The organism is Geomicrobium halophilum (assembly GCF_014207655.1).
In the GTDB taxonomy this organism is placed as follows: Bacteria; Bacillota; Bacilli; order Bacillales; family Marinococcaceae; genus Geomicrobium; species Geomicrobium halophilum.
On record NZ_JACHHJ010000003.1, the window covers coordinates 334432 to 360692 of the forward strand.

The window sequence follows — 26261 nt, forward strand, 5'->3', positions numbered from 1 at the left end:
AACATCAATGATTTTAAAAAAATCGAGTGTACGCCACTCGATTTTTTTGCCTATTCGTTTGGCAATGCGGAACGAATAAATTCACGAAAAAGTGGTTGAGGACGAGTAGGCCGTGATACAAACTCAGGATGAAACTGGGAAGCCACGAAAAACGGATGGTTGCTTAGTTCCACAATCTCTACAAGTCGATTGTCAGGGCTTACCCCCGAAACAACAAAACCTGCTTCCTCAAGCGCCTCACGATAGAAATTGTTAAACTCATAACGATGACGATGGCGCTCGTAAACAATTTCCTCACCATAAGCAGCTTTTGCAACCGATCCTTCTTTTAGTTTACAAGGATACAGCCCGAGACGAAGCGTACCACCTAGATCTTCGACATCTTTTTGCTCCGGAAGCAAATCAATAATTGGGTCTTCCGGATCCTCAACTAATTCCGCTGAAGCTGCATTTTCGTAACCAAGCACATTCCGTGCAAATTCAACCGAAGCAAGCTGCATTCCTAGACAAATTCCAAAGAACGGGACGTTACTTTCACGGGCATAGCGAATAGCGCTCATTTTTCCTTCTACCCCGCGGTGCCCGAATCCGTAAGGAACAAGGATCCCATCCATTTCTTTCAACTGATCAGCGGCATTTCCAGGTGTAATTTCCTCGGAATTAAACCAGCAAATGTCCACATCTGCATCAAAAGTATATCCTGCATGCTTGAGGGACTCAGCTATGGAAAGATACGCATCAGGAAGCGCCACATACTTACCAACGATACCGATCGTGATCTTTTTAGAAAGATGATTAACCCTTTCCACTAGCGCTTTCCATTCAGTCATTTCAGCTTCAGGTTCCGGACTCTCTAGATTCAAATGGTCACAAACGATCGTATCCAGCTTTTGTGCCTGTAAATCTAAGGGTACCTGGTAAAGAGTATCCGCATCACGGCATTCAACCACCGCGTTCTTATCTATATCACAAAAGAGCGCAATTTTTTCTTTCATATCAGCTGGCACTGCTTGTTCAGTACGGAGGACGATGACATTCGGTTGGATCCCTACTGAACGCAATTCCTTAACGCTATGCTGGGTAGGCTTTGACTTCATTTCACCAGCAGAAGGCAGATGGGGGATTAACGTGCAATGGAGATACATCGTATTTTCCACACCAACATCACTTTTAATCTGGCGGATCGCCTCAAGAAATGGCAAGCTCTCAATGTCTCCGACTGTTCCGCCTATTTCAGTAATCACAACATCTACATTAGCTTCATTTCCAGCACGATATACACGGTCCTTAATCTCATTCGTCACGTGGGGGATGACTTGTACAGTTCCGCCTAGGTAGTCGCCGCGGCGTTCCTTTCGAATCACCGATGAATAAACTTTCCCTGTCGTTACGTTACTGTTCTGATTAAGGTTGATATCAATAAAACGCTCATAGTGACCCAAATCAAGGTCAGTTTCAGCCCCATCATCTGTGACGAACACTTCGCCATGTTGATAAGGACTCATCGTTCCCGGATCGATATTGATGTAAGGATCAAACTTTTGGATGGTAACGTTCAGACCTCTATTTTTCAATAATCTTCCTAGGGAGGCAGCCGTGATCCCTTTCCCGAGAGATGAAACAACCCCGCCCGTCACGAATATATACTTGACTGACATACCTTGTGCCTCCTTTATTTATCTGCATAAAAACAAAAAAAGTGTCGCCACAACCACCAGCAGGGTGGGGGCGCACTTTTATTGTGTCTCTTCGTTCACCTATCATTTACAGCTATATTTTTCCTTCAGCTGTACAAGCCCAAAAATGATTTTACATTCACCAACATCAAAAGTCAAGGTGAGATAAGATTAAGGAGTTCATCACTGTTCTTCCTCGTCTGCACCCTTACTGTCTTCTTCATCCTGGCCTTCATCATCCTGACCGAAACCTTCAAAGTCATCTTTTTCCTCGGTGTCCTCGTCTTCTTCGTTCGCGAGTTCATCGAGTTCGTCTTCTAGATCCTCAAGATCATCTTCCATATTTTCGGATTCTTGATCATCATTTCCTCTAGGAGTTGGCTGAAAAGTATTGCCTAAATCATCTTCAGATTTATCAACGGAATACCAAGCCTTTAAACCCCAATGATTCGCCCCTAGATGAACAAAACGTCCATCCGTGTTTAAAGAAGTATACAATTTTGTACGACGTTCATCCATTTCATCTTCATCAATTTCTTTGGTATTCACGATTTCAGTAAACAAGTCTTTATAGAGAATGGGTTCTCGTTTTTCTTTTAAAACCAAGTAAGCAAGTTCGACTGTCGACGTTTCCATTACTTGCTCACGACTTAATTCACGAATGGTCACGGCATCTTACACCCTTTCTAAAGGTTCTCTATCATCCGGCAGAATAGCATACATACCTATCATTATAAACATATTTTCAAGGTTTATGCCATAAAAACACATCAGTTTTTCTTCAAGAGTGCATCGAGTTGTAAGCGGGTGTATTGCGCGAGTGTAAATTGCTTCCGTAATGCCCAGCGTCTGAATGTCCACATGTATCCTTTGACCATGATATTTTCAGCCATAATGTAAATCTCCTCATCACTAATCTGCAAATACCCTTCTTCTCGACATTCAATGATAACCTTGCGAATGTCCTTTGTCATACTCTCGTCCTTTTTGAGTACATAAATAAGTGATTCCTTAGGCAGTGATTTCACTTCCTGATACATGACAAGCACCTCATCTTGCATCTCATCCATCACTTGAAAAAGGGCTGCAACCATTTGCTGAAATCGTTCACCCGCAGGTAGGGTTTGATCCAGCAGATGATTAAAACGAGTGGTCACTCCTTCATAAACCGCGTCACAAACAAGATACAAAATGTCTTCCTTCGACCCGATATATTCATACAAAGTGCCAATGCTAAATCCTGATGAACGGGCAATCTCTCGAGTCGTCGTACGATGAAAACCTTTCTCCTGAAAAAGATCGACAGCGCTTTTAATCATTTGTTCACGCCGCTTCTGAATTAACCGTTCATCTTTAACTACCGAAGGCACTTGTCTTTTGCTCATCCATCCACACTCCGATCTCATCAGCTTTGGCAAATCTTTCGAGAAGATACTCCATTGAATATTTTAATGATCCCTTTATAATCGGCACTTACATCTTGAAAATGCCCATACCGATATTCAAGGTGTACACGAAGTCTGCAAACAATTACAGGATTCATCTCTACATAGTCCTAATTTTTTGAATTTTGATCTAGCATCCAGAACCAAGTATGGCCCAGATGCTAAAGTAATCCTTGTTTCCCTTTATACTTTTAAAAGCACGGCATCCCCTTGGCCCCCGCCGCTGCAGATCGCTGCAATACCAAGGCCTCCACCGCGTTTCCTTAATTCATATGCTAACGTTAATAAAATACGGTTGCCGCTTGCTCCGATTGGATGCCCAAGAGCAACAGCTCCGCCATTCACGTTAAGTTTGTTCACGTCTATGCCTGAAAGTTTCTCGCCAATAAGCGCGACAACTGCAAAGGCCTCATTCATTTCAAATAAGTTAATATCACCGGGGTGGTAACCCGTTTTTTTACAAAGTTGTTCGATAATAAGTCCAGGCGTTTGCGGGAAACGTTCAGTCTCGACTGCAATGGCGGTGTGTCCGACGATGGTCGCCAATGGTTCAATGTTGTCTGCACGCGCTTTTTCTCCATCCATAACGATGAGTGCACTCGCCCCATCGTTAACACCAGGAGCGTTGCCAGCGGTTATCGTCCCATTTTTGCCGAAAGCTGGAGGTAACTGTCCTAACTTCTCAAGGCTGACTTTTTTACGGATAGCTTCATCACGATCTACGACGGTTTCGTCACCGCGCCGCCCGGGGATGGTAATCGCGGTAATTTCCTCCCCAAGCCGCCCACTTTCCGTCGCCTTATTCGCAAGTTCATGGCTACGGACGGCCCATTCGTCTTGAGCCCCCCGTCCAATATCATAGTCAGAAGCATTGCGGTTGCCATACACGCCCATGTGTACATCTTCAAACGCACATGTCAATCCATCATGAATCATCAGGTCGATAAGCTTGGTATCGCCCATTTTCTGCCCAAAGCGCATGTTCGGGAGAAAATGAGGGGCTTGGCTCATCGACTCCATTCCCCCCGCGGCAATTGTTTGCGCGTCACCACTACGAATGATTTGATCCGCAAGTGTCACACTTCTCATACCTGAAGCGCAAACCTTATTCACCGTTTCTGTTTTTACGTCCCATGGAATGCCCGCAGCACGGGCAGCCTGCCGTGACGTTAGTTGGCCTTGTCCGCCTTGCAACACATGTCCCATAATGACTTCATCGAGACTTCCAGGCTCAATGTGAGCACGCTCCATCGCTGCTTTTAATGCATGTCCCCCAAGTTCCATCGCTGATAACGGGGATAATGATCCCCCCATCTTGCCAAATGGTGTTCGCGCACCTGAAACAATCACTGTTTCTGCCATAACCATCCCCATCCCTCTTAATTGAGTGAGCGCTCGTTCTTCCTTTTACACTGGTTGTTTTGCACCAACCACTGACCGCTCTAGAATCTCAACGATATCGAGCGTCTGAATATCTTCTTCAAGCTCTTTATCTTTCGTACCATCACTAAGCATTGTTAAGCAGTACGGACAAGCACTTCCAATCATCGTTGGATTCACTTCCAACGCCTGTTCTGTCCGCGCCACATTCACCCTTTGACCGGCTTCTTCTTCCATCCACATCATACCGCCGCCAGCACCACAACACATTCCGTTTTCACGATTTCTATCCATTTCAACAACTTTCAAGCCGGGAATGGCTCGCAAGATTTCCCGCGGAGGATCGTAAACTTCATTATAGCGCCCAAGGTAACAGGAATCGTGATACGTAATTGTCTCTTGAATCTCATGCGAAGGGCTAAGCTTTCCTTCTTCCAATAGTTGCACGAGAAGTTCAGAGTGATGATACACTTCCACGCCTTCAAGCCCGAACTCCGGGTACTCATTCTTAAACATGTTGTACGCATGGGGGTCAATTGTCACAATCTTCTTCACGTCATTTTTTTCAAATTCTTGGATATTGCTCGCCGCAAGCTCTTGGAAAAGAAATTCATTCCCGATTCGCCTAGGAGTATCTCCGGAGTTCTTTTCCTTATTTCCAAGAATCGCAAAGGAAACGCCTGCTTCATTCAATAATTTCGCAAATGATGCCGCGATTTTTTGGCTCCTTTTATCATAAGAACCCATAGAGCCTACGAAAAACAAATATTCAAACGTTTCATCTTTTTTCTTCAACTCTTTAATCGTTGGGACATCAATATCTTCGCGGCTATCCCTCCATTTTTCCCGTTCCTTGCGGTTAATACCCCAAGGGTTTCCTTGTCGTTCAATATTGGTGATCGCCCTTTGCGCATCCGGGTCCATTTTCCCTTCGGTAAGAACGAGATAGCGTCTCATATCAAGGATTTTATCAACATGTTCGTTTGCCACTGGGCAGGCATCTTCACAGTTTCGGCACGTCGTGCACGCCCATAGCTCTTCTTCTGTAATGACATCACCGATGAGGTTCATATCATAAATATCTTTCGTAGCAGCAACTTCATCATCACCGCCCCGATTGGCAAGTTGATTACCTGTCGTGTCACTAAATGCGTACGCAGGCATCCAAGGCGATTGTGATGTAATTGCAGCACCTTTTTCCGTCAAGTGATCACGCATTTTTAAAAGCAAATCCATGGGCGAAAGCATCTTCCCGCTTCCCGTTGCCGGACACATATTTGTACAACGCCCGCATTCCACACAAGCGTACAAATCCATAAGCTGTTTCTGATCAAAATCTTCAATTTTATTTTTTCCAAACTCTTCTTTCGTTTCGTCTTCAAAATCAATGGACTCCAACTTCCCAGTCGGATGAGTCGGCCCCACCCAAACATTGGCCGGTCCAGCAATCAGATGTGCATGCTTTGATTGCGGTATATAAACGAGGAATGTAAGTAGAAATAGCAAGTGCATCCACCAGAAGACGTAAAATAACGCACCTGCAGCCGTTGCCCCTAAAGGCTCAATCGCTAATGCAACCACCGATGAGGCCGGCTCAAAGATACTTGGTGAACTGCCCGCAAGCCACACGGTTTCCGCGCCTTTCGTCATCAATTTAAACACCATTACACCACTGAGAAGGATCAGGACAAGTCCTGCTTTCCATCCGCGTTTCAACCGGACGAGCTTTTCAATATAACGGCGATAGAAGGCCCATACAACGCCGAATAGAATTAAAAAAACAACAATCTCCTGTGACATCGTAAAGAAAGGATACAACGGTCCTAATGGCAAGTGGCTTCCCGGATTCAACCCTTTCCAAATCACATCAATGGCACTGAATTGGACGATAATAAAACCATAAAAGAAAATGACGTGAATAATGCCACTTTTCTTATCCTTCAATAATTTCTTCTGACCAAAAACATTGATCCATACGGCTTTTACCCGCTCTTTCGTGGAGTAGATAAACGACGGCTTCTCCCCAAGTTTTATAAAATCCACCCTGGTTTTCACGAGTCGATAAAATAAAAACAAGGCATAAAGCGTCACGGATACGAAAGCGATTACATGAATCCAGTGAAATATCTCCAATCATACCTTCCCCTTTCTCCCTTGTGCTTTCTCCTTAGAACAAGTATAACAAAAAACGGAATGAATAACCATTCATTTTGTAATTCTTTTTAACAATTGCAATACATTCCTTCATATTGAGGTATGATGAACACATCTTAAAAAGGGCATAGTAAGCAAAGAAAACTCATAAATGGAGGAGCGCTTGATGTTTACTACGATACTTTTATGGATCATTATCCTTTTACTACTGATCGTGATTTGGTTCATTCTTGATTTTCGATACGGACGGAAACGTCATATGGAACAAGCAACAAAAGCAAAAACTTTTCCGGTTCGCTACGGGGAAGCACAATTGATAAAAGACGGCCGTTATTTTTTTCAAGAATTATTCAAGGATATTGAACAGGCTCAAGATCATATCCATATTTCCACTTTTATCATAAAAGAACCGGGTATCGGTACTCAGTTTTTAGCTTTATTAGAACGAAAAGCCCGGGATGGTGTCCAAGTCCGCCTCCTCGTGGATCGACTAGGAAGCAGGCTAAAAAAAACCACCATTCATCGGTTAAAGGCATCGGGCATTTTGTTCGCCTATGCCCATAAACCTGCTTTTCCCTTTATTTTTTACAGTGCAAATCGCCGCTATCACCGAAAGATCACCGTCATTGACGGTAATATTGCCTACGCAGGCGGCTTTAACGTTGGGAATGAATACGTCGGAAAGAAGAAGTTAGGGTACTGGCGTGATTATCATTTACGCATTGAAAAAGAGGGCGTTACTGATTTACAGGAAATATTCTTGGACGATTGGGCAGAAGCCGGTGGCGCTGCTCCTTCGAGCCTGGAACCTTCAACGACTGAAAAAGGTGCAGAGCCCTTGCAAGTTTTCGTTACCGAAGGCGTTGGTCACGTCGATACCTTGATGAAAATGATTAAAGGTGCTGAGCGTTATGCCCTTATAGCTACGCCTTATTATGTTCCCGGGAAAGAGCTTCAAAATGCCATCCTGGACATGGCCGAACGCGGAGTTCATGTTGATATTCTCCTTCCAAAAAAAGAAGATCATCCACTTGTCAAAGATGCAGCTTATAACTATTTTAGAGATTTATTAAGCGCGGGTTGCAACATCTTTGAATACACCCCCGGGTTCTTTCATGGAAAGGCCATCATTATTGATGGTAAATTTGTAATTATAGGGTCAGCGAAATTTGATAAGCGAAGTTTCTTTCTGAACGATGAATTAGATCTTATTTTTCATCAAGAAGGTGAAATGGTTGCAAACGCCGAAACGATCGTTCGGGAGGATTTGCGGTCAGCGAAAAGAATTACAATTGAACATGTCGAAAAGCGAACTTGGTTCGAAAACGGAAAGTCGCGGGTGAGTGCTTGGCTTTCAGAACTTTTATAAGCACTTAGCCAAAAAAGAGGCGGCGACAGGAAGAATAGAAACCAGCTAATCGGATTCAATAGCAAATAAAAAGTAATGCTCATTCTCGGCATTACTTCGTTTCATTAAAGGGGCATTATTTTGTTGAGTGCTGCTTATTTCATGGGGATTTTTACGATTTTATGGGAGAGGGCTTGCACTATTGGTATAGCGCAAGCCTTTGATCTCTTTAGAACTTAATTTCTTGGGCCGCGTCCCATTCATCATCATTACGATAGCGGATGACTGTCGGACGACAAATAAGGACGATAAAGTTTTCATCCTCAGGGCTGCTGTACTTCTCTGCGATTTTTTCTGACCACGCTTTCTTTTTATCGTCAGGATTCTTGGCAATCTCCGCTGTGGCCTCAACTTCTATGAAAGCTTCTCCCCGTTCACGTTCTTCGTAGCCTAACAGAATATGGACGTAAGGATTAGCTTCAATGTCCTCGACTTTGTGTGTGTCTTCAGCTGTTGCGGTGAAAAGTGTGAAACCTTCATGATGAAACGTCATATAGCGGGCATACGGGCGGTTATCTTTTAGCGTAGATAATACGCCAATGCGATTTAATTTCAATACCTCGGCGATTTTCTCTTGCAAGACATGGTTTGACATGAAATCGGCCTCCTTTCAATTTAACTATAGATACCATACCCAAATTGACATTTTTCTACTCGTCCAGCTTCTTGGAGCATCGTTAATCACATATTGATATAGAGAAGGAAAGGAGTATTAGTGCCTATGAAAACAATGAAAAGCAAAGCCATTCGCCCCGGCGATACAATCGGGCTTGCCATGCCTGCAAGTCCTGTTAAAATGGAAACATTACAAAAAGCAATCTCAACGCTTGAAAACCTTGGTTTTCATATTCAATTTGCTCGTCGTTTCAATAAAAATAATAAAAATTTTCTCGCCGGAAGTATCAACAGCCGGGTCGAAGAACTGCATACGCTCTTTGTCGACCCGGAAGTAGACGGCATTCTTTGTCTCCGCGGGGGGTATGGGACACCGGCACTGCTTCCGTATCTTGATTATTCGCTCATTGCCAGGCATGCAAAATTACTCATTGGCTATAGCGACATTACTGCCTTACACATCGCCCTGCAGCAAAAAAGCAAGATGATTACCTTACACGGGCCGATGGCAGCTTCTGATTTAATCGACGCCCCTTCTTTTACAACCCAACATTTTTTGCATAGCCTAACGGCTGAACGATGGCCCCAGCGTTTAATGAACCCTCCTCGTTTTCCAATCAAAACACTTGTCCACGGGACAGCAAGTGGTATTTTGACTGGAGGGAACCTCACTGTAATCGCTGGGTTAATGGGGACACCTTTTGAGATCGATACACGTGGAAAGGTGCTGTTTCTTGAAGACGTAGACGAAGAACCTTATCAAATTGACCGGGCGCTTACTCAATTATCATTAGCGGGAAAACTGGATGATGCTGCCGCCTTCATTCTCGGAACTTGCGAAGATTGTACCTCAACGGCTTATCCTAACGGCGACAATGTCATCACCGTATGTGAACGAATTCTAGCCCCATACGGCAAACCAACCGTTTATAATCTGCAAGCAGGACACGGGGATCATCAACTTACCCTCCCTCTCGGTGCACGCGCACAGGTGAATGCGACAGGTAAGCATATCGATATTCTTGAAAAGGTGGTTATCTAAGTGGTGAAAAAAGAAGCAGAGCAACTGTTGGCGTGGCTTTCCCAGGTAAGACAGGATTTTCATATGTATCCTGAATTAGGTATGAACGAATACCGAACGATGGATAAGATAACTGAGTACTTAGATGATTTAGGCATCCCTTTTGAAAAAAATGTCGCGAACACCGGAGTTGTTGCGCTCATTGAAGGAAACAATCCCAACGGAAAAACCGTTGCCCTCAGAGCCGACATGGACGCGCTCCCGATTCAGGAGGCCAATGACGTTCCTTATCGCTCGAAACACGAAGGAAAAATGCACGCTTGTGGCCACGACGCTCATATGACGATATTGCTTGGTGCCGCCTCCATATTAACATCGTCTCGTAAACAACTTCCTGGAAACGTAAAATTACTTTTTCAGCCTGCCGAAGAGACCGTAGGAGGTGCGAAACCAATGCTTCAGGCGGGTGCGCTTAAAAACCCCGATGTAGATGCGGTGCTCGGACTTCACGTCGCCCCTGAACTACCGGTGGGCACTATTGGAGTGAAATATGGGCAGATGAATGCGTCCTCGGACGCGCTTTACCTCACCGTACGCGGTGAAGGAACCCACGCGGCGTACCCCTCTGGTGGGAAAGATGCAATTGTCATCGCCGCTCAGCTCATTTCTTCTTTGCAAACGATCGTGAGCCGCAATGTGGATGCTCGGCAAAGCGCGGTCGTTACCTTCGGCACAATCGAAGGCGGAACCCAGCCGAATATTGTCGCAGATAAAGTGGACCTTCAGGGAACGATGCGTACCCTCGACCCGGCGGTGCGCGAAGACGTCCTCGCCCGTATGAAAGAAACCGTAGAATACGTCACGAAAGGATTAGGCGGTCGTGCCGAACTAGAAATCGAACCTGGTTACACCGCTCTTATTAATAACGATGAAATGGTGGACCTTGTGAAAAATACAGGGGTCACACTTCTTGGCAGTGATAAAGTTACTACAATCCCAAGACCCAGTCTTGGCGTCGAAGATTTCTCCTTCTTTGCCGCAGAGGTGCCGGGGGCGTTTTATCGTCTAGGTGTACGAAATGAAGACAGGGGCATTGTTCACGGCGGCCACACTCCTCGCTTTAATATCGACGAACGTGCGTTAGCAATTGGGGCTGCCATGCAGGTGAGCAACGTTCGATCCTTCTTCAGTATAAGCTAGGGTTAAAGGGGGAGAAACCGTTGGTGAGCTAAAAAACTTCATGACTTTATCTGGACGTACATACTCATTGGTCTTTTCATTTTTGCTGAACTTTATTTTCCGATCCGATTTATTTCCGGAAATCAAAAATATAATGTTGAAAACCAAAGGCTCCGAGCTGTAAGAGCCTTTGGTTTTACATTATCAAGACAGCGATGTTTGTTCTTCTTCGACCTCAAGCATATAGCGCCCGTTCTTTTGCTGGACTTGAATCGAAGCCCGGCAAAACGTTGATAACGTTTCCGACGTTATCATGTCCTTTGTACGACCAGCATCAAACACTTCACCATCACGGAGCAACAGGGTTTGCTTAAATGCTGGCAAAATTTCATCCACTTGGTGTGTAACATAAATGATCGTTGTTTTCTGTCGTTCTGCTAATTGTTCCACCTTGTTCAGCAATTGAGCTTTCGCGAAAAAATCAAGCCCATTACACGGTTCATCGAGCATGAGAATCTCCGGGTCGGCCATAAGCGCACGCCCGATGAGCATTCGTTGTTTTTCCCCTTGAGACATGTGGACATAGGGTTGTCTTTCCAAATAACGAACGCCCAGATCGTTCATAATCGCTTTTGCTCTTGCCATATCTTCAGCCCCCGGATGCTCATGCAAGCCAATCGAGCCAAACGTCCCACTCAACACTACTTCAAGGCCAATATTTTGTTGTTGGTCATGCATTTGTTCGGAAAAAGAAAAACTTACCCAACCGATTTTTTTGCGTAGTTCTTGCCAGGGAAACTGCCCGAACTCTTCTCCGAGCACGCGCACGCTTCCTTTCGTCGGGAACTGATAACCGCAAATGACGTTTAAAAGTGCTGTTTTGCCCGCCCCGTTCATGCCAAGAATCGCCCAATGTTCCCCGTGCTTAACTTGCCAATTTACATCTTTAAGGATGGGTTTACTCCTTGTAACTGTAAGGCCTTCAATATCAATGAGCATTGTTCTCATCCCCCGTCCCAAGTAATATACTCATTATGGTAAGGAATTCTGAACAATTGTCAATCGTTGAGCTCTTTCACAAAACGAGCTAACACTGCATTTAACTCTTCCGAGCGCCATGTCGGCACTTGGTGACCAACCCCTTCTATGTAAACAGATTTGACTGCAGCCTTTTTTACACGCGAATAAAACGTATTTTGATACCCTTGTGCATAGGGATCATGTTCCCCGTATATCAAAAGCAGCGGCGCCATCAGCCGGGGCAATTCATCTCTGTAATCTGCCTTTTCTCCGACTTCATACCAACGCTTTAAAACACCTGCTTGTACGCTATTGATCGTCGCAGCTATTCTCCTGCGGGTCGTTTTGTTAAAGGTATGCGAAAGAGAGAGTGCATAGGACATCAGCGGCTGCCAGTGATGGTCCGACGCCCAAATTCCAAGGTGAAATAAATGTTCCAATACCCATGTATCTACAAAGGGGAAACCACCGATCAAAGCAACACCTTTCGTACGTTCGGGATATCGAAGCGCAAACGCGAGCGCCCCTAAAGATCCCCAAGAGTAACCGCAGACGATCACTTGGTCGTCATTTTCGTGCTGGGTAAGCGTGTACGTATCTTCCGCTAATAATTCGATCGTAAGTGGTTGAAAGCCGACCTCACTTGCCCCGTGACCACGACCATTAAGGGCGACGAGCTTCAGATGATCCGCAAGTGGCTCCTGATGACGAAAAACAGCTGCTCCAATCCCGGGTGGATGGAAAAAATAAATTGCCTGACCCCTTCCCTTTTTATCATAATGAAGTCTTGTACCATCCTTTGCATGAAACAAAAACAAGCCGCTCACCTCCTTACTATAATAAGATCCCCCAGGCTGCAAGGCTTATTCGCAACAACGGGCCGAATGGCCCATAGGCTTTCACTCATTTCATGGTAATGAGCATAGTTTTTTGGGGAAAATAATATTCGAGACCTGACAATTTCGGAGGAATAAGGATGATTTTTCATGCAAACAAAGGCCAAGTGAATTACGGGGAGACGATCGGAATTCTAATGCTTGACACCCACGTTCCTTTTATCCCTGGCGATATTGGAAATGCCACGACTTTCCCTTACCCTGTCAAATATAAAAAAGTCAATGGATTAACAGTGCAAAAAATGTACGAAGAAAAAGTGGATGTTCTCCCTCTACTAATTGAGGCAGGAAAGGAATTAATTCAGGAAGGAGGGGTTAAGGCGATCACCGGTAATTGCGGCTATTTCGTTCTTTTTCAAAAAGAACTTGCGAATAACCTGAGTGTTCCGGTGTTTATGTCCAGTTTGATGCAGTTGTCTTTGCTGGAAAAGATGATCAATACTCCTCATCATAAAATAGGCATCATCACGGCAGAATCATATCGTTTGAGCACCGACTTTTTACATGCCGTCGATACAAACCCAGAAAACGTGCACATAATGGGATTAGAAGACAAGCCCCATTTTGCCGAAGTTGCGATTCAAGAGATGGGATTTCTTAACACTACAATCCTTGAAGAGGAAGTGGTAGAAGCTGCATTAGAACTTGTCCATAATCATCCAGAGATCGCTATGTTTGTACTGGAATGCAGCATTCTTTCCCCCTACTCCAAGGCGCTACAAGAACGTGTCCAACGCCCCGTCTTTGACTATATCACGTTAACAAACTTTGTTTTCGACGCATTTGTTAAAAAAGAAACCCCCCGTTTCCACTTTTAGTACGGATAACGGGAGGGTCACGGCTGTACGTGGCAACTGTTAAATTAGCGGATAGTACGGTTCATAACGAGGATTCGTATAATAAGGCGGTCTCATTCCAATTTTGGGCATCGGCCATGAGTCTTCTATATACCTCATGGTGACCTCTTCATCAGATTCATCTAATGTGAGCAACGTTACTTCTGGATAAAATTCATAAGGCAAAAAATCTCCTCCTTCCTTCTCGATTCAGTGAAGACATTCGCCGATCTATACATTACCCATAAATACGGCTCTCGGTCGATCATCATGCCAAAAGAATGAATGAGCGGAAAAATTGAATATGAAGAAGTACCACTGAGCCCTGGAGCAATCCTCGCATTGTGATATCCTCGAACATCAAGATTACGACAAGAACAAGTGAGGGCAACGGACAAGAAAAACCCCGGATGAAAGAGCTCATCCAGGATTTGCTTGATTTACATTTTTTGGGGTGCTTGAACGCCGATCAAGTTAAGGCCATTCCGTAAAACGGTTTGTGTTGCGTTCGCTAGCGCCAGGCGGACCTGTGTCAAACCTGGGTGACCCGGGTCAACAATTCTTTCTGCATTGTAATAACTATGGAATGTTGACGAAAGTTCATGCAAATAATTTGGAATCCGGTGTTGTGCGTATTGCTCGGCAGCTCCTGCGACAACCGTTGGAAACTCTCCGATTTTTTTCAATAGCTCATACGCTTTTTCTGAATCAATGAGCGCTAAATCCAGTTCGGCGCTTTTATCATAAGCAACCCCTTTTTCCTCAGCTTGTAGGAATAGGCTGCTCACGCGGGCATGAGCATATTGCACGTAATAAACAGGGTTCTCGTTTGATTCTTCAACAGCCAGATCCATGTCGAAATCTAGATGAGTATCTACGCTGCGCATGGCAAAGAAAAAGCGTGTGGCGTCAAGGCCGACTTCCTCAGCCAGCTCGCGCATCGTCACCGCGTTGCCCGTGCGTTTGCTCATTTTCATTCTTTCGCCGCTCTTAAACAGATTCACGTTTTGACCGACCTGAAAATCGAGCTTCGCTTTTGGATAGCCAAGAGCCTGGATAGCAGCATGCATGCGGGCGATGTACCCATGATGATCGGCACCAAATAAGTCGACAAGTTTATCAAATCCGCGATCCATTTTATCTTTATGATAGGCGATATCTGGGAGCAAGTACGTATATGAGCCGTCATTTTTCACGAGGACACGGTCCTTATCATCGCCATAACGAGTGGATTGGAACCAGGTCGCCCCTTCTTTTTCATAAACTTCACCATTGGAACGTAACGTTTCGAGGGTTTCTTCCACTTTTCCGGATGTATAAAGAGAGGATTCTGAAAACCAGGTGTCAAACGATACACGGAAATCTTCTAGATCCGCTTGTAATTTCTTCAATAAATGATCAAGGCCGAGCGTTTGAAAATGATCCACTCTTTCTTTTTCAGAAAGGGAAACAAACTCTTCTCCGTGCGCTTTCGCGATATCGTTTGCAATGTCGATAATATCTTGACCCTGGTAGCCGTCCTCAGGAAGCGCCGCATCCTTCCCAAGGGCCTGCAAGTAACGGACTTCCAATGATTTAGCCAAGTTGTCGATCTGGTTCCCGGCATCATTAATATAATATTCCCGCTTTACGTTGTATCCGGCCATGTCGAGGATATTACAGAGGGAATCCCCCACAGCGGCCCCGCGGGCATGGCCAAGATGGAGGACCCCCGTCGGGTTGGCAGAAACAAATTCTACCAATACGGACGTTCCTCCTCCGACATTCGAGCGTCCATAAGCCGCACCTTCACGAAGTACTGTTGGAACCACCTGCCGGAGGAACCGTTGATCGAGAAATAGGTTGATAAACCCCGGCCCTGCTACCTCTAGCGTACGGACGGAGGCCTTTTCCTTATTAAAATGCTTGGTGATCTCCTCCGCGATTTCACGTGGATTCTTCTTAGCCACACGTGCCAATTGCATCGCAAGGTTTGAGGCATAGTCCCCGTGATTTTTGTCCCTTGGTGTTTCCAAGATAATCGCCGGGATCTGTTCATACGTGGCCAGTTCGGCGGCTAACACGGCATCGCATAAAGATTCTCTGATCTGTTTCTTCGTTTCGTCCAAAATGTTCATGTTTCTACGTCTCCTTACCTTCAATCGTTACCTGATAAAACCCGGCATTTTGCCCCTGTAATTCTAAATCATAAGCAATTTGTATGTTCACGACTGCATCCTCAGGATATTCCACCTGCACACGCTTCGTTTTGGCTAATGTTTGGAAGCTTCCATAAGGGGTGCTATAAGACCCTTCAGTCTCTTTCCCTTCCATGTAGGCTTGCCGCATGGAAACAGCTCCTTGACGAATAATTGTCAACGTATCCTGCTGAATTTTGATCACCGTTTTCACTTCACCAATATCTTGCAATTGTTCTGTAAATGTCACATACGTACTCTGTTCCTTTTCTACGAGTTCACCATCCCCGTTTACATGGAGATCTTTGTGTTCGTCTCCTTGCTTGACCTTGGTACTCATCGAAACATGAATCGGGATGCCTGTATTCGTCATTTAGGTGGGGTCCCCTTTCCTATTGTAGAGTTTATCCCTTCTTCTTGCCCGTTGCAACAACTGAATGTTCACTGCTAATAAGTTCGCCAAGACTAGCAGTAAATTCCTGCTACCTAAAGAAAAATAGATGTATGAAAAACGACGACATTGATGTCGAATTCCGGTACCCTATGATAGAATAACCTTGGCTATTGTTTGCAACAGGAGAGGGGAAAAATATGAACCACTTACTTAAGGGAGTCGCAGCAATTACATTTTCCTTGCTTGTGCTCGCTGGCTGCGGGTCAGAGGATGAAGATTTTCTCAACTACTTAAACGGCCCCTACGACGAATTTCTTGATATGGAAGAGGAGCTCGACTCTCTCTATGATGAGTATGATGCAGCACTTGCCGACAATGATGAAGAGGAAGCATTCGTTATTGTCAAAGAAGACCTTATCCCACAGCTGGAATTGATGGTGGAACATGTGGAAAGTGTTTCAGTCGAAGACGAAGAGGTTCAAGATCTTCACGATATCCTTGTGGAAGAAACCCGCCTGAATCTGGAATCAATGTTGACTGAGGAAGAAGCCTTCGAAGCTGTATCGGAAGAAAACGATGGAGAGCAATCTGAGCAGCTACTAGAAGAACGGGATGAACTTCTCAATGAAGTGGATGCAAAAAGAGATGAATTCATCAACCAAATGGAAGTTCTTATGGAAGAGCACGATATTACTTACCAATAATGCAGCGGCGATGATCGGTGCGTCGGCACCCTCTCTCATCGTTGTTTTTTTCTGCACAGGCGAGGAGGCGTATGCATTTTGTCCAAAACCTTTGGGCTTACTCTCTTGTTCATCTCATTTATAATCGCTTTTCTTCATATGACTGCCGGGATTATCGCCTTTGGACTGGCGCTCTGTTTGCTAAGTATCCATCATTTTAAACAAGAAAAACGGGAATGGTTTGTGGCGATTGTTTATTTATTGCTAGGTATTACTTTAATGGTACTGGCAGTGATCTTTTATTTTGCAATTGAGTTGTGAATGTTTACGTCGAATTTCACTGATACAAGCGCGTATTTCATTTTTGAAGTAGAGAGCGGACACAATTTGTAGTATTGTTTGTTCCCTTCACACACTATATATGGTATCATGTGCATATAACCGAAAGATTGGAAGTGGCGAATGATGACGACGATTACGAAGCATAGCGGCTCTCGTACGATGCCATTTGACCGAGAGCGCTTATTCGCATTTATTGACGAAGTGACAAGCGACATTCGAATAAAATCCTATATAGATCGTTATAAAGAAAAGGTCGTAAAGACGATCGAAGCAAAAGAACAATTTGCCGCTGAAGATATTACCCAGCTCTTACTCTTAACTGCAGCAGAAAATAACGACATCGATATGCCTGAATGGACGTACACAGCCTCTAAGATTTTTCTCCGTGATTTATACAAAAAAGCAGCATACAACCGCAGTTACGATGCAGAACAAAAATATGGCAGCTATTACGGGCTGCAGAAACGTTTAGGGCAGTTGGGCATCTATGACGTTACTATCTTGCGAGACTATACACGTGAAGAGATTGAAGAAGCCGCTACGTTTATTGATCCTGAGAAAGACTACCTTCTTACATATGCCGGCTTGCGTACGCTAAACGATCGCTATCTCGCAAAAGGCTATGATGGGAAGGAAGTCTACGAACTCCCGCAGGAACGCTGGCTTACGATCGCGCTTACACTAATGTCCCAGGAAGATCGTTCCAAGCGGCTTGAACTCGTCAAAGAAGCTTACTGGGCGTTATCCAACTTATATATGACCGTGGCAACACCTACGCTTGCCAACGCCGGGAAGAAAGCAGGACAACTTTCCAGCTGTTTCATTGACACTGTGGACGACAGCTTGCAAGGTATTTATGACAGCAACACCGATATCGCCAACGTTAGTAAATATGGCGGCGGCGTAGGGGTATACATTGGAAAAGTCCGCGCGGCCAACTCAGACATTCGCGGCTACAAAAACACTTCCTCCGGGGTTGTGCCATGGATTCGCCAAATTAACAATACCGCTGTAAGCGTTGATCAACTCGGCACACGGGCTGGCGCAGTGGCTGTCTATCTTGACGTTTGGCACGCTGACATCTTTGAGTTTCTTGATTTACGCTTAAACAATGGGGATGAGCGTAAACGTGCCCATGACGTTTTTACTGGTGTAACCTTACCGGATATCTTTATGGAAACTGTCGAAGCTCGTGGAGATTGGTATCTGTTCGATCCTCACGAAGTTCGCAAAGTATTCGGATGGTCGCTTGAAGACAGTTATGACGAGGAAAAAGGCAATGGAACATTCCGCGAACGCTACGAGCAGTGTGTGCAATCTAACGAACTGACCAGCCGTAAGAAGGTCAAAGCTATCGACGTCATGAAACGTATCATGCAATCTCAGCTGGAAACCGGCACACCATACATGTTCTACCGTGATGAAGTGAATCGCATGAACGCAAATAAACATGAAGGAATTGTTTATAGCTCAAACCTCTGTACGGAAATTATGCAAAATATGTCAGAGACCGTGGTTGTCGAACAAATTGAAGAAAACGGGGAAATCATCGTCCGTAAAAAGCCCGGGGATTTTGTTGTTTGCAACCTTTCTTCGATCAATCTTGGACGGGCTGTTCGAGCCGACGTACTCCCGCGTCTCATCCCTATACAGGTACGGATGCTCGATAATGTCATCGATATTAACAACCTCCCTGTTGTGCAGGCCCAAATGACAAACCATAAATACCGAGCGATCGGCTTAGGAACATTCGGATGGCATCATCTACTTGCCCAGAATCATTTGGAATGGGATGACCCTAGAGCAGAAAAGCTCGCGGATCAGATTTATGAAGATATCGCCTATCGTACCATTCAGGCAAGCGCAGACCTTGCCGTCGAAAAAGGTACCTATCCGGCTTATCCCGGTTCTGAGTGGGAAAGCGGACGCTACTTTGAACGCCATGGTTATTTTAACCAAGATGAAGACGCTGCATTTGGGGATCAGGAACAATGGAAAGCGCTGGCTGAGCAAGTTCAGCAAACGGGGATACGGAACGGTTACTTGCTAGCAGTTGCACCTAACAGCAGTACTGCGACCATCGCCGGAAGCACAGCGGGTATTGATCCTACATTCGGCCCTAGCTATGTAGAAGAGAAAAAGGATTACAGAATCACAGTTACAGCCCCTGATATTAGCGGGGAAAACTACAAATACTATGAGAAAACCGCCTTCCAGCAAGATCAATTTGCCAGCATTCGTCATAACGCTGCCCGGCAAAAGCATGTTGACCAATCACAATCATTTAACCTTTATGTTCCGGCCTCGATTAAGGCCAAAACATTGCTGGACCTGCACTTGACCGCCTGGAAATCAAGGTTGAAAACGACGTATTATGTACGCAGCAGCAAAGTGGACATCCGCGAATGCGAATGGTGCCAAAGCTGATGGCTGATCGAAGCGCCCTCATTTTATACGAATCCTTAAGCGGAAACACGGCGCAACTCGCTATGATTATTCGGGAATTTTTAGAAGAAGGTGGAACCGTCATCGAGCGCATGCCCTTGCGCTCGTTCCTCCACTTATCGTTTGCAGATGCTGAAGAGATCACCCAAAAAACCCAAAAGATCTTGATTGGCACGTATACCGACAACACTCACCTGCCCCCGGAACCAATTGAAGAATTAATGGAAACTTACTCGTTTCCCGATCAACACATTGCTGCCTTCGGCACCGGGGACACCCAGTGGGGGGATACGTATTGCCTGGCTGCGCACACAGTTGCACGGCACTATAACAGCCCTTACCCTGTTTTGGAAATTGAACAGATGCCCTCGAGCAGTGACCAGGAAAAGATTGAACAATGGTTGGAGGCGATAGATAATGACTAAACTTATGCAAAAGGTAGCGATTATGGAGCCCGCAAACCCTGTGAAATCAACGGGAATCATTAACGGAAAATCCAGTGGTATTTTAAACTGGAATGACATCGCTTATCCATCTTTTTACCGTACGTATCGTGAACTTTTATCTAATTTCTGGATTCCACAAGAGGTAAATATGAGCCCTGACGCCAAGTCTATTGTGGAGTTATCCCCTGAAGAATTACGCGCCTATAAGTTAACCATCGGTCTCTTGGCTACTTTGGACACACCGCAAGCGCGGCTCATTCATGGTGTGAGTGAGTATGTTAGTGACGATAGTGTTCATGCCATCGCGGCAATCATCGCGCAGCAGGAAGTGGTCCATAACGAAAGCTATTCATACGCCCTATCGACGCTGTTCAGTTTCGAAGAACAAAAAGAAATCTTTGACGAAGCAAGGCGCAACCCAACAATTATCGCTCGAAATGAACGTGTAATGCGCGCTTATGATGATTTCATTCAAGATCCCACAGAAGAAAAACTCATCCACGTCATCGTTTACTCACTGATTCTTGAAGGTATTTTCTTTTATAGCGGCTTTGCATTCTTCTATAATCTTGCGCGCCAACAAAAAATGAATGCCACAGCTCAAATCATCAGTTTCATCAACCGTGATGAACTCGTGCACGGCAAGTTCATGTCTGAGCTGTTGCGCGCAGTTCTCGGGGAAAACCCCCATTTAAACACAGCAGAGCTCCATGAATTCATCGAAAACGAATTTAGAGAAGCCGTCGAATCAGAAATCACCTGGTCCGATGAAGTACTCGATGGGATTGTTGGCATCGATCTCGGTGAAATGCACACGTATATTAAATATCGCGCCAACAAAATGTTGAAAATGCTCGGCATGGATCCGATCTATGAAGATGCTCACGATAATGCCATGCCATGGATCAAGGCATTTGTCGACAATTTCGACGAAACAAAAACCGATTTCTTCGAAGCCCGTAACCGCAGCTATGAAAAAGTCGACGCTGATAATGGCTTTGATGAACTATAGAATAAGATCCTCCCAAATGTGGAGGGTCTTTTATTTTGAAGTGCGTGTTCAAAAAGGAAGACAACAAGAGCCGAGACGTTACAATTGTATGCGTTTGCATGATAGATTTTTCGGGAATCTCATTCATTAAGTTGTTTTTATCTTCAAAATTATAGAGGTGAATACATTTGAAAACACGTGCAGCTGTATTGTATGAATCCGGTGTAGCAGGTCCTTATAAAGAGACAGAACCATTAAAGATCGAACATCTAGACCTAAAACCGCCGCGACGTAATGAGCTCTTGATTCGAGTTCGGGCAGCAGGATTATGTCATTCTGATTTATCGGTCATAAATGGAAGTCGCAAGAGACCGACACCAATGGCACTGGGGCATGAAGCTGCCGGCGAAGTGGTGGAAGTTGGTGAAGGCAGCGATGGTTTTGCTGTTGGCGATCATGTCGTATGTTATTTTGTTCCGAGCTGCGGAGAATGTCTGCCTTGTATGGAAGGACGTCCAGCCCTTTGTGAATCAGGAGCAGCCGCCAATAATAAAGGGGAAATGCTTGCTGGCGACCGTCGTTTAACAAAGGACGAAGACGATATTCACCATCATCTCGGTGTGTCAGGATTTGCTGAATACGCAGTTGTATCCAAACACTCAGCTGTCAAAGTGGATACTGACATCCCTTTTCATGAACTCGCTGTCTTTGGCTGTGCTGTCATTACAGGGCTAGGGGCTGTCATTAATACAGCCGAAGTGAAACCGGGGAGCACCGTAGCGGTGATTGGTCTCGGCGGGATCGGCATGAACACTTTGCTTGGGGCAAAACTTACCGGAGCAAGAGAAATCATTGCCATCGATATGAATGAGGAAAAATTGCAACATGCCCAAAAACTTGGAGCGACCGCAACCTTTCATGCACAAAATGAAAATGTAGTATCTAACATCCGTGAATATACAGATGGAGGGGTGGATTACGCCTTTGAGACTGCTGGCGCTGTTCCTGCTATGGAGACAGCTTATCATGTCACGCGCAGAGGCGGAATGACGATCACCTCCGGACTTCCAGACCCCCAAGATCAATTTTCGTTTCCGCAAGTGACACTCACTTCTGAAGAACGAACCGTGAAAGGATCGTACCTTGGAAGCTGTGTACCCGCACGTGATATCCCACGATTTATTTCCCTATACAAACAGGGGCGGTTGCCGATTGATCATTTGCTCGGTGATCGGATTTCTTTAAACGATATCAATGAAGGCTTTGACCGTTTGGCCAGTGGTAAGGTATCACGGATTATTGTAGAGATGTAGGTTTTAGACAAGCTAGCTTGAAAGCATTCCCCTTCCAAGCTAGCTTATCCATATACCTGTAGGCTTCTGAAACACTAAGGAAGCGAAACTGTCTTCTGATCACAAAAAAGGATTTCCGATTGGTTTCAAAACATCAATGAGAAAATGAAGTGTTTACCGTGAAACATTCAGCTTAAAAGCATGGAAAAACCATATGCCATTATAATAATAAACAGCAAAAAGCACAGGGCGAAGACGATGTTCCTTTTTATAATCGTATAGGGATTGGCTTGCAATTGCATGGCAAGAATCGTCGGTGTGACATTCAACGGCCCAATCATAATCGTGCACAAACCTGCCCCTATTAACAGTAGGCTCACCCCATATGGATAGGCCTCAATCACATCGCCAAGAAATGGTGTGAGAAGCGAGATAGAGATCAACGGATGAAAACCAACAAGCGCAAGCCCAAAGATAAAAAAGCCAATTATCGCATAAAAAAACAAAACAGTATAATGATCATAGACATGTTGGAACATCACCTGCATTTGATCAAAAACCCCTGTAGAGGGAAAAACCTCGACAAAAAAACCAGCCGATAAAAACAGGAAAAATAACCCGTGCATTTGCCGGGCGTTTGCTCGTAAACGCACGTTCGCCAACTTCCGAAATCTTTTTCCTTTTTTTAAAGACAGGGCCCAGCCAAGGGTGAACGGGATGATCAAGACGGTAACGGTAAATAGAAACGTTTGCGTGCTTAAAGAATTAAATAAGAGGACAAGCAAAATAAATACCGTGATCGCAATTCCTAATTGCAAAAGCTTCTTCGTTGGTGGTTTTTGAGTTCCCTCTATATTCGTTTCAATATTTATCCCTTTTAATTGTTTACTGTGGAGATACCAGTCTACGCTCATGAACAACAAACTAATCACCAATAATGTTGGCAGTAAGGTGAGATAACTTTGTCCTGTAATATCGATGCTCGCTGCAACCAAAATCTCTGTCGGGCTCCATAATAATACAAACGCATATGCTCGAAGTAAGCTATGGGAGAAAAATTGCTGTATTTTTTCCTTTCCTAGAGATTGAATTTTGTTATTCACAGCAGAGACAACGACCGGAATGGTGGCCACATTTAAAAACAACGTGAGCATATAGGTTACAAGGGACGTCTTCCGATAAAGTTCCGTTGCAGTTGGCTTGGGACGATTGCTAATGATTTTTCCAAGCGCCTGATCATAACGGCCAATAGAAATGACAACGCTCATACAAGGCAAAACAAAAAGCAATGAAAGTAACCCAGCCAACGATCCAAATAATGAAAAAAAATGCGCCTCAATCGGTCTCACTGTTACATATGAAATAATCGCGAGTGCCAAGAAAGAAAGGCCCACCCATGTATACAGCGGACCTGCTTTCTTTACCGTTAATAAAATGATGAAAGCCGAACTAATACCAATAATATATTCCATTATTTCCAACGCGAGAACTTCATTTAACAAATAACTGAAAATAAGGATGATGAATAAATAGAATATAGGTTACACCTTCTTATTTTGAAGATTACGCTTCATGTATTGTATAATAACTCTTTAACTCTATCCATTCAATAAATCTTTGCTATGTGTTTTACTGTACTGTAATGAACCTCTAAAACAACTGAAGCAGGGTAACATTACCCTACTTCTTTGAACGTTTAGGAAAATAACGCTATGAATGATTAAATCACCTTTTGTTCTTGAAGTTCCGCGATATCATCGGTGGAAAGCCCAAGTGAATTCTTCAAAATATCTTCATTATGCTCACCAAGTTCAGGGGCACGGCGACGAATTCTTCCTGGCGTTTCCGAAAATTTTGGTACAACTCCAGGGACTTTAACTGTTCCAAGTCGAGGATGCTCTACCTCAACTATATTCTCCCTTTCTTTATATTGAGGATCTTGGAAAATATCCTCAATAGTTAATATTGGGCTGACGGGTACCCCGTACTTATCAAGTAAACTTGTTAGTTCATCTTGCGTATGCTTTTGAATCCACGGGGCAACGATGTTTTGCACCTCGTGATCGTGTTTTAGACGTACTGCGTTTGTATAATAACGATCATCCTCTAGCATATCTTCTCGACCCATTGCTTCCGCCAGACGGTCAAAGGTTGAATCAGTACTGCAAACAAGTACTACATATTTACCGTCACTTGTTTCATAGGTTCCTGCTGGACTTGAGTGACCAGCAAGACCTGGGCTCCTCTCTCTCACTTTTTGGTTTTGGTCATATTCAGCCACCAAAAATTCCAGCATACGAAAAATAGATTCATATAGTCCCATCTCAACCTCTTGACCTTCTCCGTCCTCATTAACATCTCGTCTATATAGGGCACTAACAGTTGCCAAGCCCATGTGAATACCTGTTATATAGTCAAGTAGGGAATAGGATGGACTAACAGGCGGACGGTCCTTATATCCAGAAATTGCAGTATGTCCACTAAAGGCGGTCCCGGGAGTTCCAAAACCTGCTCTTTCCCGATAAGGACCAGTTTGACCATACCCTGATACGCGAGACATAATTAGGTCTGGGTTCGACTTTTTAAGCTCTTCGTAGCCCAAACCCCATTTTTCCATTGTACCGGGGCGGAAATTCTCAATAAGAACATCGGATTGAGCAATTAATTTTTTGAAAATCTCCTTCCCTTTTTCAGTACGAATATCAAGGGTAATTGACTTTTTATTTCTTGCCAATCCAGGCCAGCGAAGTGGTTCGTCATCTTTCCATGGTCCCACTGTTCGAAGGGTGTCACCTTTACCCGGTAGTTCAATTTTTGTTACTTCAGCTCCAAAATCGGCTAACAGAGTCGCCGCATAAGGTGCCGCAATCATGGTAGAAATATCGAGCACTTTGACTCCCGTTAAGGGACCAAAGTTTTCATTACTCATAATGGTTCCTCCCTCTTTATCTTTAACGTGCAATTCTGAATAACATCATATTTGAACTAAAGGTTTTAAGACGTTCAGAATTTATGAAGTACTATACACATGGTTAGTAAGATAATCTTTCGCGGACTGCAAGCAACGCCGTGCAAATTCTTCGTATCCTAACTCCTGCGCACGCTTTGTATGAGGTATTTCTAATGAATAAGGAATCTCAGGAATACGGTTTAGCATATTAGCCAAATCAATTCCACCTTCTCCTACATACAAACGTTCTTCACGAAGGGTATGAGTCATTTCCTCTTTTGAATCTGGTATTTTTCCAGGTGCATCACAGAGATGAAAATACCGGAACCACTCTTTAGGCACTTGATCTAAGTCCTCTGCTCTATCTCTTGATCGACTAAAGTGATGAGCATCAATCATCAGACCTGCATTTTGCTGGTTTGTGGCCTTTAGCACATCAAGAGCTCCTGCCAGATCATACACGGCTGCAATAGGAACAAACTCCAATTCTATTGTTAGGCCGTAAGGATTAGCCAAGTCACAGAGTTCATGGAAACTCTCAATTGCAAAACTGCGATCATCCGTCCATATGCTGCTTAGAACATGGCGGCCACCAAGCTCAGCAGCTACTTCAAATGCGGGCTCATAGTCTTTAGGGTTAATTCCGTTATCGATACGTGCCAGTTCAATATCAAGCAACTCCAAGCCTGTATCATTAAGAGCCTTCTTTGTTTGTTTTTTCATTTCTTTCTTCTCAGCTAATGCATAATTTGGTTCACCGGGAAGCCCCATGTAAATGGGACGGAGACTCACATAATCATAACCCGCTCGCGCTGCGATGTAGGTCAGTTCAGGTGGTGAACATTCAAGTGCTGTCAGATGAGCTAATGAGAATTTTTTCGCCATTGGTTGATCCCTCCACTTGTGTTATG

General features: G+C 44.4%; 24 protein-coding genes. 10 read left to right on the forward strand and 14 right to left on the reverse strand.

The genetic code is table 11. The features are described from left to right. Positions 1-50: 50 nt before the first annotated feature. The 5 genes from pyrG to HNR44_RS12100 form a co-directional block, all read right to left on the reverse strand. On the reverse strand, positions 51-1658 hold the full coding sequence (gene pyrG, locus HNR44_RS12080; protein ID WP_184404546.1) for a CTP synthase: 1608 nt from the start codon (positions 1656-1658) through the stop codon (positions 51-53). 201 nt (positions 1659-1859) lie between these two features. Beyond that, positions 1860-2345: a DNA-directed RNA polymerase subunit delta gene (rpoE, locus tag HNR44_RS12085; RefSeq protein ID WP_184404547.1), complete on the reverse strand. Its 486-nt coding sequence runs from the start codon at positions 2343-2345 to the stop codon at positions 1860-1862. Between the two features lie 101 nt (positions 2346-2446). Beyond that, complete coding sequence (locus tag HNR44_RS12090; RefSeq protein ID WP_184404548.1) at positions 2447-3061, reverse strand: TetR/AcrR family transcriptional regulator; 615 nt, start codon at positions 3059-3061, stop codon at positions 2447-2449. A gap of 243 nt (positions 3062-3304) precedes the next feature. Further along, entirely contained in the window at positions 3305-4483 is a 1179-nt protein-coding gene (locus tag HNR44_RS12095) for an acetyl-CoA C-acetyltransferase (RefSeq protein WP_184404694.1), read from the reverse strand. Between the two features lie 45 nt (positions 4484-4528). Continuing rightward, positions 4529-6634: a heterodisulfide reductase-related iron-sulfur binding cluster gene (locus HNR44_RS12100; RefSeq protein ID WP_184404549.1), complete on the reverse strand. Its 2106-nt coding sequence runs from the start codon at positions 6632-6634 to the stop codon at positions 4529-4531. A 187-nt stretch (positions 6635-6821) separates the two neighbouring features. Here HNR44_RS12100 and HNR44_RS12105 point away from each other — a divergent pair, with 187 nt between their 5' ends. Further along, entirely contained in the window at positions 6822-8024 is a 1203-nt protein-coding gene (locus HNR44_RS12105) for a phospholipase D-like domain-containing protein (protein WP_184404551.1), read from the forward strand. Positions 8025-8232: 208 nt separating this feature from the next. On the opposite strand, the gene HNR44_RS12110 is transcribed toward HNR44_RS12105, so the two are convergent. Beyond that, the gene (locus HNR44_RS12110; protein ID WP_184404552.1) at positions 8233-8658 is read right to left on the reverse strand and encodes a pyridoxamine 5'-phosphate oxidase family protein; all 426 of its coding nucleotides are present in this window, start codon (positions 8656-8658) and stop codon (positions 8233-8235) included. 126 nt (positions 8659-8784) lie between these two features. Between HNR44_RS12110 and HNR44_RS12115 the strand changes: the two genes are divergently transcribed. Together HNR44_RS12115 and HNR44_RS12120 are read left to right on the forward strand one after the other, a co-directional pair. Further along, complete coding sequence (locus tag HNR44_RS12115) at positions 8785-9720, forward strand: S66 peptidase family protein (protein ID WP_246407364.1); 936 nt, start codon at positions 8785-8787, stop codon at positions 9718-9720. After that, a complete protein-coding gene (locus HNR44_RS12120) occupies positions 9721-10899 on the forward strand; it encodes a M20 metallopeptidase family protein (RefSeq protein ID WP_343069485.1) in 1179 nt (392 codons plus the stop codon). It begins immediately after the preceding gene. 183 nt (positions 10900-11082) lie between these two features. Here the strand turns inward: HNR44_RS12120 and HNR44_RS12125 are convergent, their stop codons facing one another. After that, positions 11083-11877, reverse strand: a complete 795-nt coding sequence (locus tag HNR44_RS12125; protein ID WP_184404553.1) for an ABC transporter ATP-binding protein — start codon at positions 11875-11877, stop codon at positions 11083-11085. A 59-nt stretch (positions 11878-11936) separates the two neighbouring features. Continuing rightward, positions 11937-12716, reverse strand: coding sequence for an alpha/beta fold hydrolase (locus HNR44_RS12130; RefSeq protein ID WP_184404554.1), 780 nt, complete (start codon positions 12714-12716; stop codon positions 11937-11939). 158 nt (positions 12717-12874) lie between these two features. Here HNR44_RS12130 and HNR44_RS12135 point away from each other — a divergent pair, with 158 nt between their 5' ends. Then, positions 12875-13612 (forward strand): aspartate/glutamate racemase family protein, encoded by a 738-nt coding sequence (locus HNR44_RS12135; RefSeq protein ID WP_184404555.1) that lies wholly within the window; start codon positions 12875-12877, stop codon positions 13610-13612. A 39-nt stretch (positions 13613-13651) separates the two neighbouring features. Here the strand turns inward: HNR44_RS12135 and HNR44_RS12140 are convergent, their stop codons facing one another. The 3 genes from HNR44_RS12140 to HNR44_RS12150 form a co-directional block, all read right to left on the reverse strand. Then, a complete protein-coding gene (locus tag HNR44_RS12140) occupies positions 13652-13816 on the reverse strand; it encodes a hypothetical protein (RefSeq protein WP_184404556.1) in 165 nt (54 codons plus the stop codon). 254 nt (positions 13817-14070) lie between these two features. Then, complete coding sequence (gene argS, locus HNR44_RS12145; RefSeq protein WP_184404558.1) at positions 14071-15747, reverse strand: arginine--tRNA ligase; 1677 nt, start codon at positions 15745-15747, stop codon at positions 14071-14073. A 4-nt stretch (positions 15748-15751) separates the two neighbouring features. Further along, positions 15752-16180, reverse strand: a complete 429-nt coding sequence (locus HNR44_RS12150; RefSeq protein WP_184404559.1) for a YwiB family protein — start codon at positions 16178-16180, stop codon at positions 15752-15754. 218 nt (positions 16181-16398) lie between these two features. Between HNR44_RS12150 and HNR44_RS12155 the strand changes: the two genes are divergently transcribed. From HNR44_RS12155 to HNR44_RS12180, 6 genes are all read left to right on the forward strand, one after another. Continuing rightward, complete coding sequence (locus HNR44_RS12155) at positions 16399-16905, forward strand: hypothetical protein (RefSeq protein ID WP_184404560.1); 507 nt, start codon at positions 16399-16401, stop codon at positions 16903-16905. 78 nt (positions 16906-16983) lie between these two features. Continuing rightward, a complete protein-coding gene (locus HNR44_RS12160; protein WP_184404561.1) occupies positions 16984-17205 on the forward strand; it encodes a hypothetical protein in 222 nt (73 codons plus the stop codon). Positions 17206-17346: 141 nt separating this feature from the next. Continuing rightward, on the forward strand, positions 17347-19653 hold the full coding sequence (locus tag HNR44_RS12165; RefSeq protein ID WP_184404563.1) for a ribonucleoside-diphosphate reductase subunit alpha: 2307 nt from the start codon (positions 17347-17349) through the stop codon (positions 19651-19653). Then, positions 19653-20096, forward strand: coding sequence for a class Ib ribonucleoside-diphosphate reductase assembly flavoprotein NrdI (locus HNR44_RS12170; RefSeq protein ID WP_184404564.1), 444 nt, complete (start codon positions 19653-19655; stop codon positions 20094-20096). The genes HNR44_RS12165 and HNR44_RS12170 overlap by 1 nt, the downstream gene beginning before the upstream one ends. Beyond that, the gene (locus HNR44_RS12175) at positions 20089-21129 is read left to right on the forward strand and encodes a ribonucleotide-diphosphate reductase subunit beta (protein ID WP_184404565.1); all 1041 of its coding nucleotides are present in this window, start codon (positions 20089-20091) and stop codon (positions 21127-21129) included. The genes HNR44_RS12170 and HNR44_RS12175 overlap by 8 nt, the downstream gene beginning before the upstream one ends. A 167-nt stretch (positions 21130-21296) precedes the next feature. Continuing rightward, a complete protein-coding gene (locus HNR44_RS12180; protein WP_184404566.1) occupies positions 21297-22421 on the forward strand; it encodes a zinc-dependent alcohol dehydrogenase family protein in 1125 nt (374 codons plus the stop codon). Between the two features lie 167 nt (positions 22422-22588). On the opposite strand, the gene HNR44_RS12185 is transcribed toward HNR44_RS12180, so the two are convergent. The 3 genes from HNR44_RS12185 to HNR44_RS12195 all read right to left on the reverse strand — a co-directional run bounded on the left by HNR44_RS12185 (position 22589) and on the right by HNR44_RS12195 (position 26235). Continuing rightward, positions 22589-23881, reverse strand: coding sequence for a hypothetical protein (locus HNR44_RS12185; protein ID WP_184404568.1), 1293 nt, complete (start codon positions 23879-23881; stop codon positions 22589-22591). A gap of 239 nt (positions 23882-24120) precedes the next feature. After that, the gene (locus tag HNR44_RS12190; protein ID WP_184404569.1) at positions 24121-25329 is read right to left on the reverse strand and encodes a CaiB/BaiF CoA transferase family protein; all 1209 of its coding nucleotides are present in this window, start codon (positions 25327-25329) and stop codon (positions 24121-24123) included. A gap of 81 nt (positions 25330-25410) precedes the next feature. Continuing rightward, positions 25411-26235, reverse strand: a complete 825-nt coding sequence (locus HNR44_RS12195) for a sugar phosphate isomerase/epimerase family protein (protein ID WP_184404570.1) — start codon at positions 26233-26235, stop codon at positions 25411-25413. Positions 26236-26261: the final 26 nt, after the last annotated feature.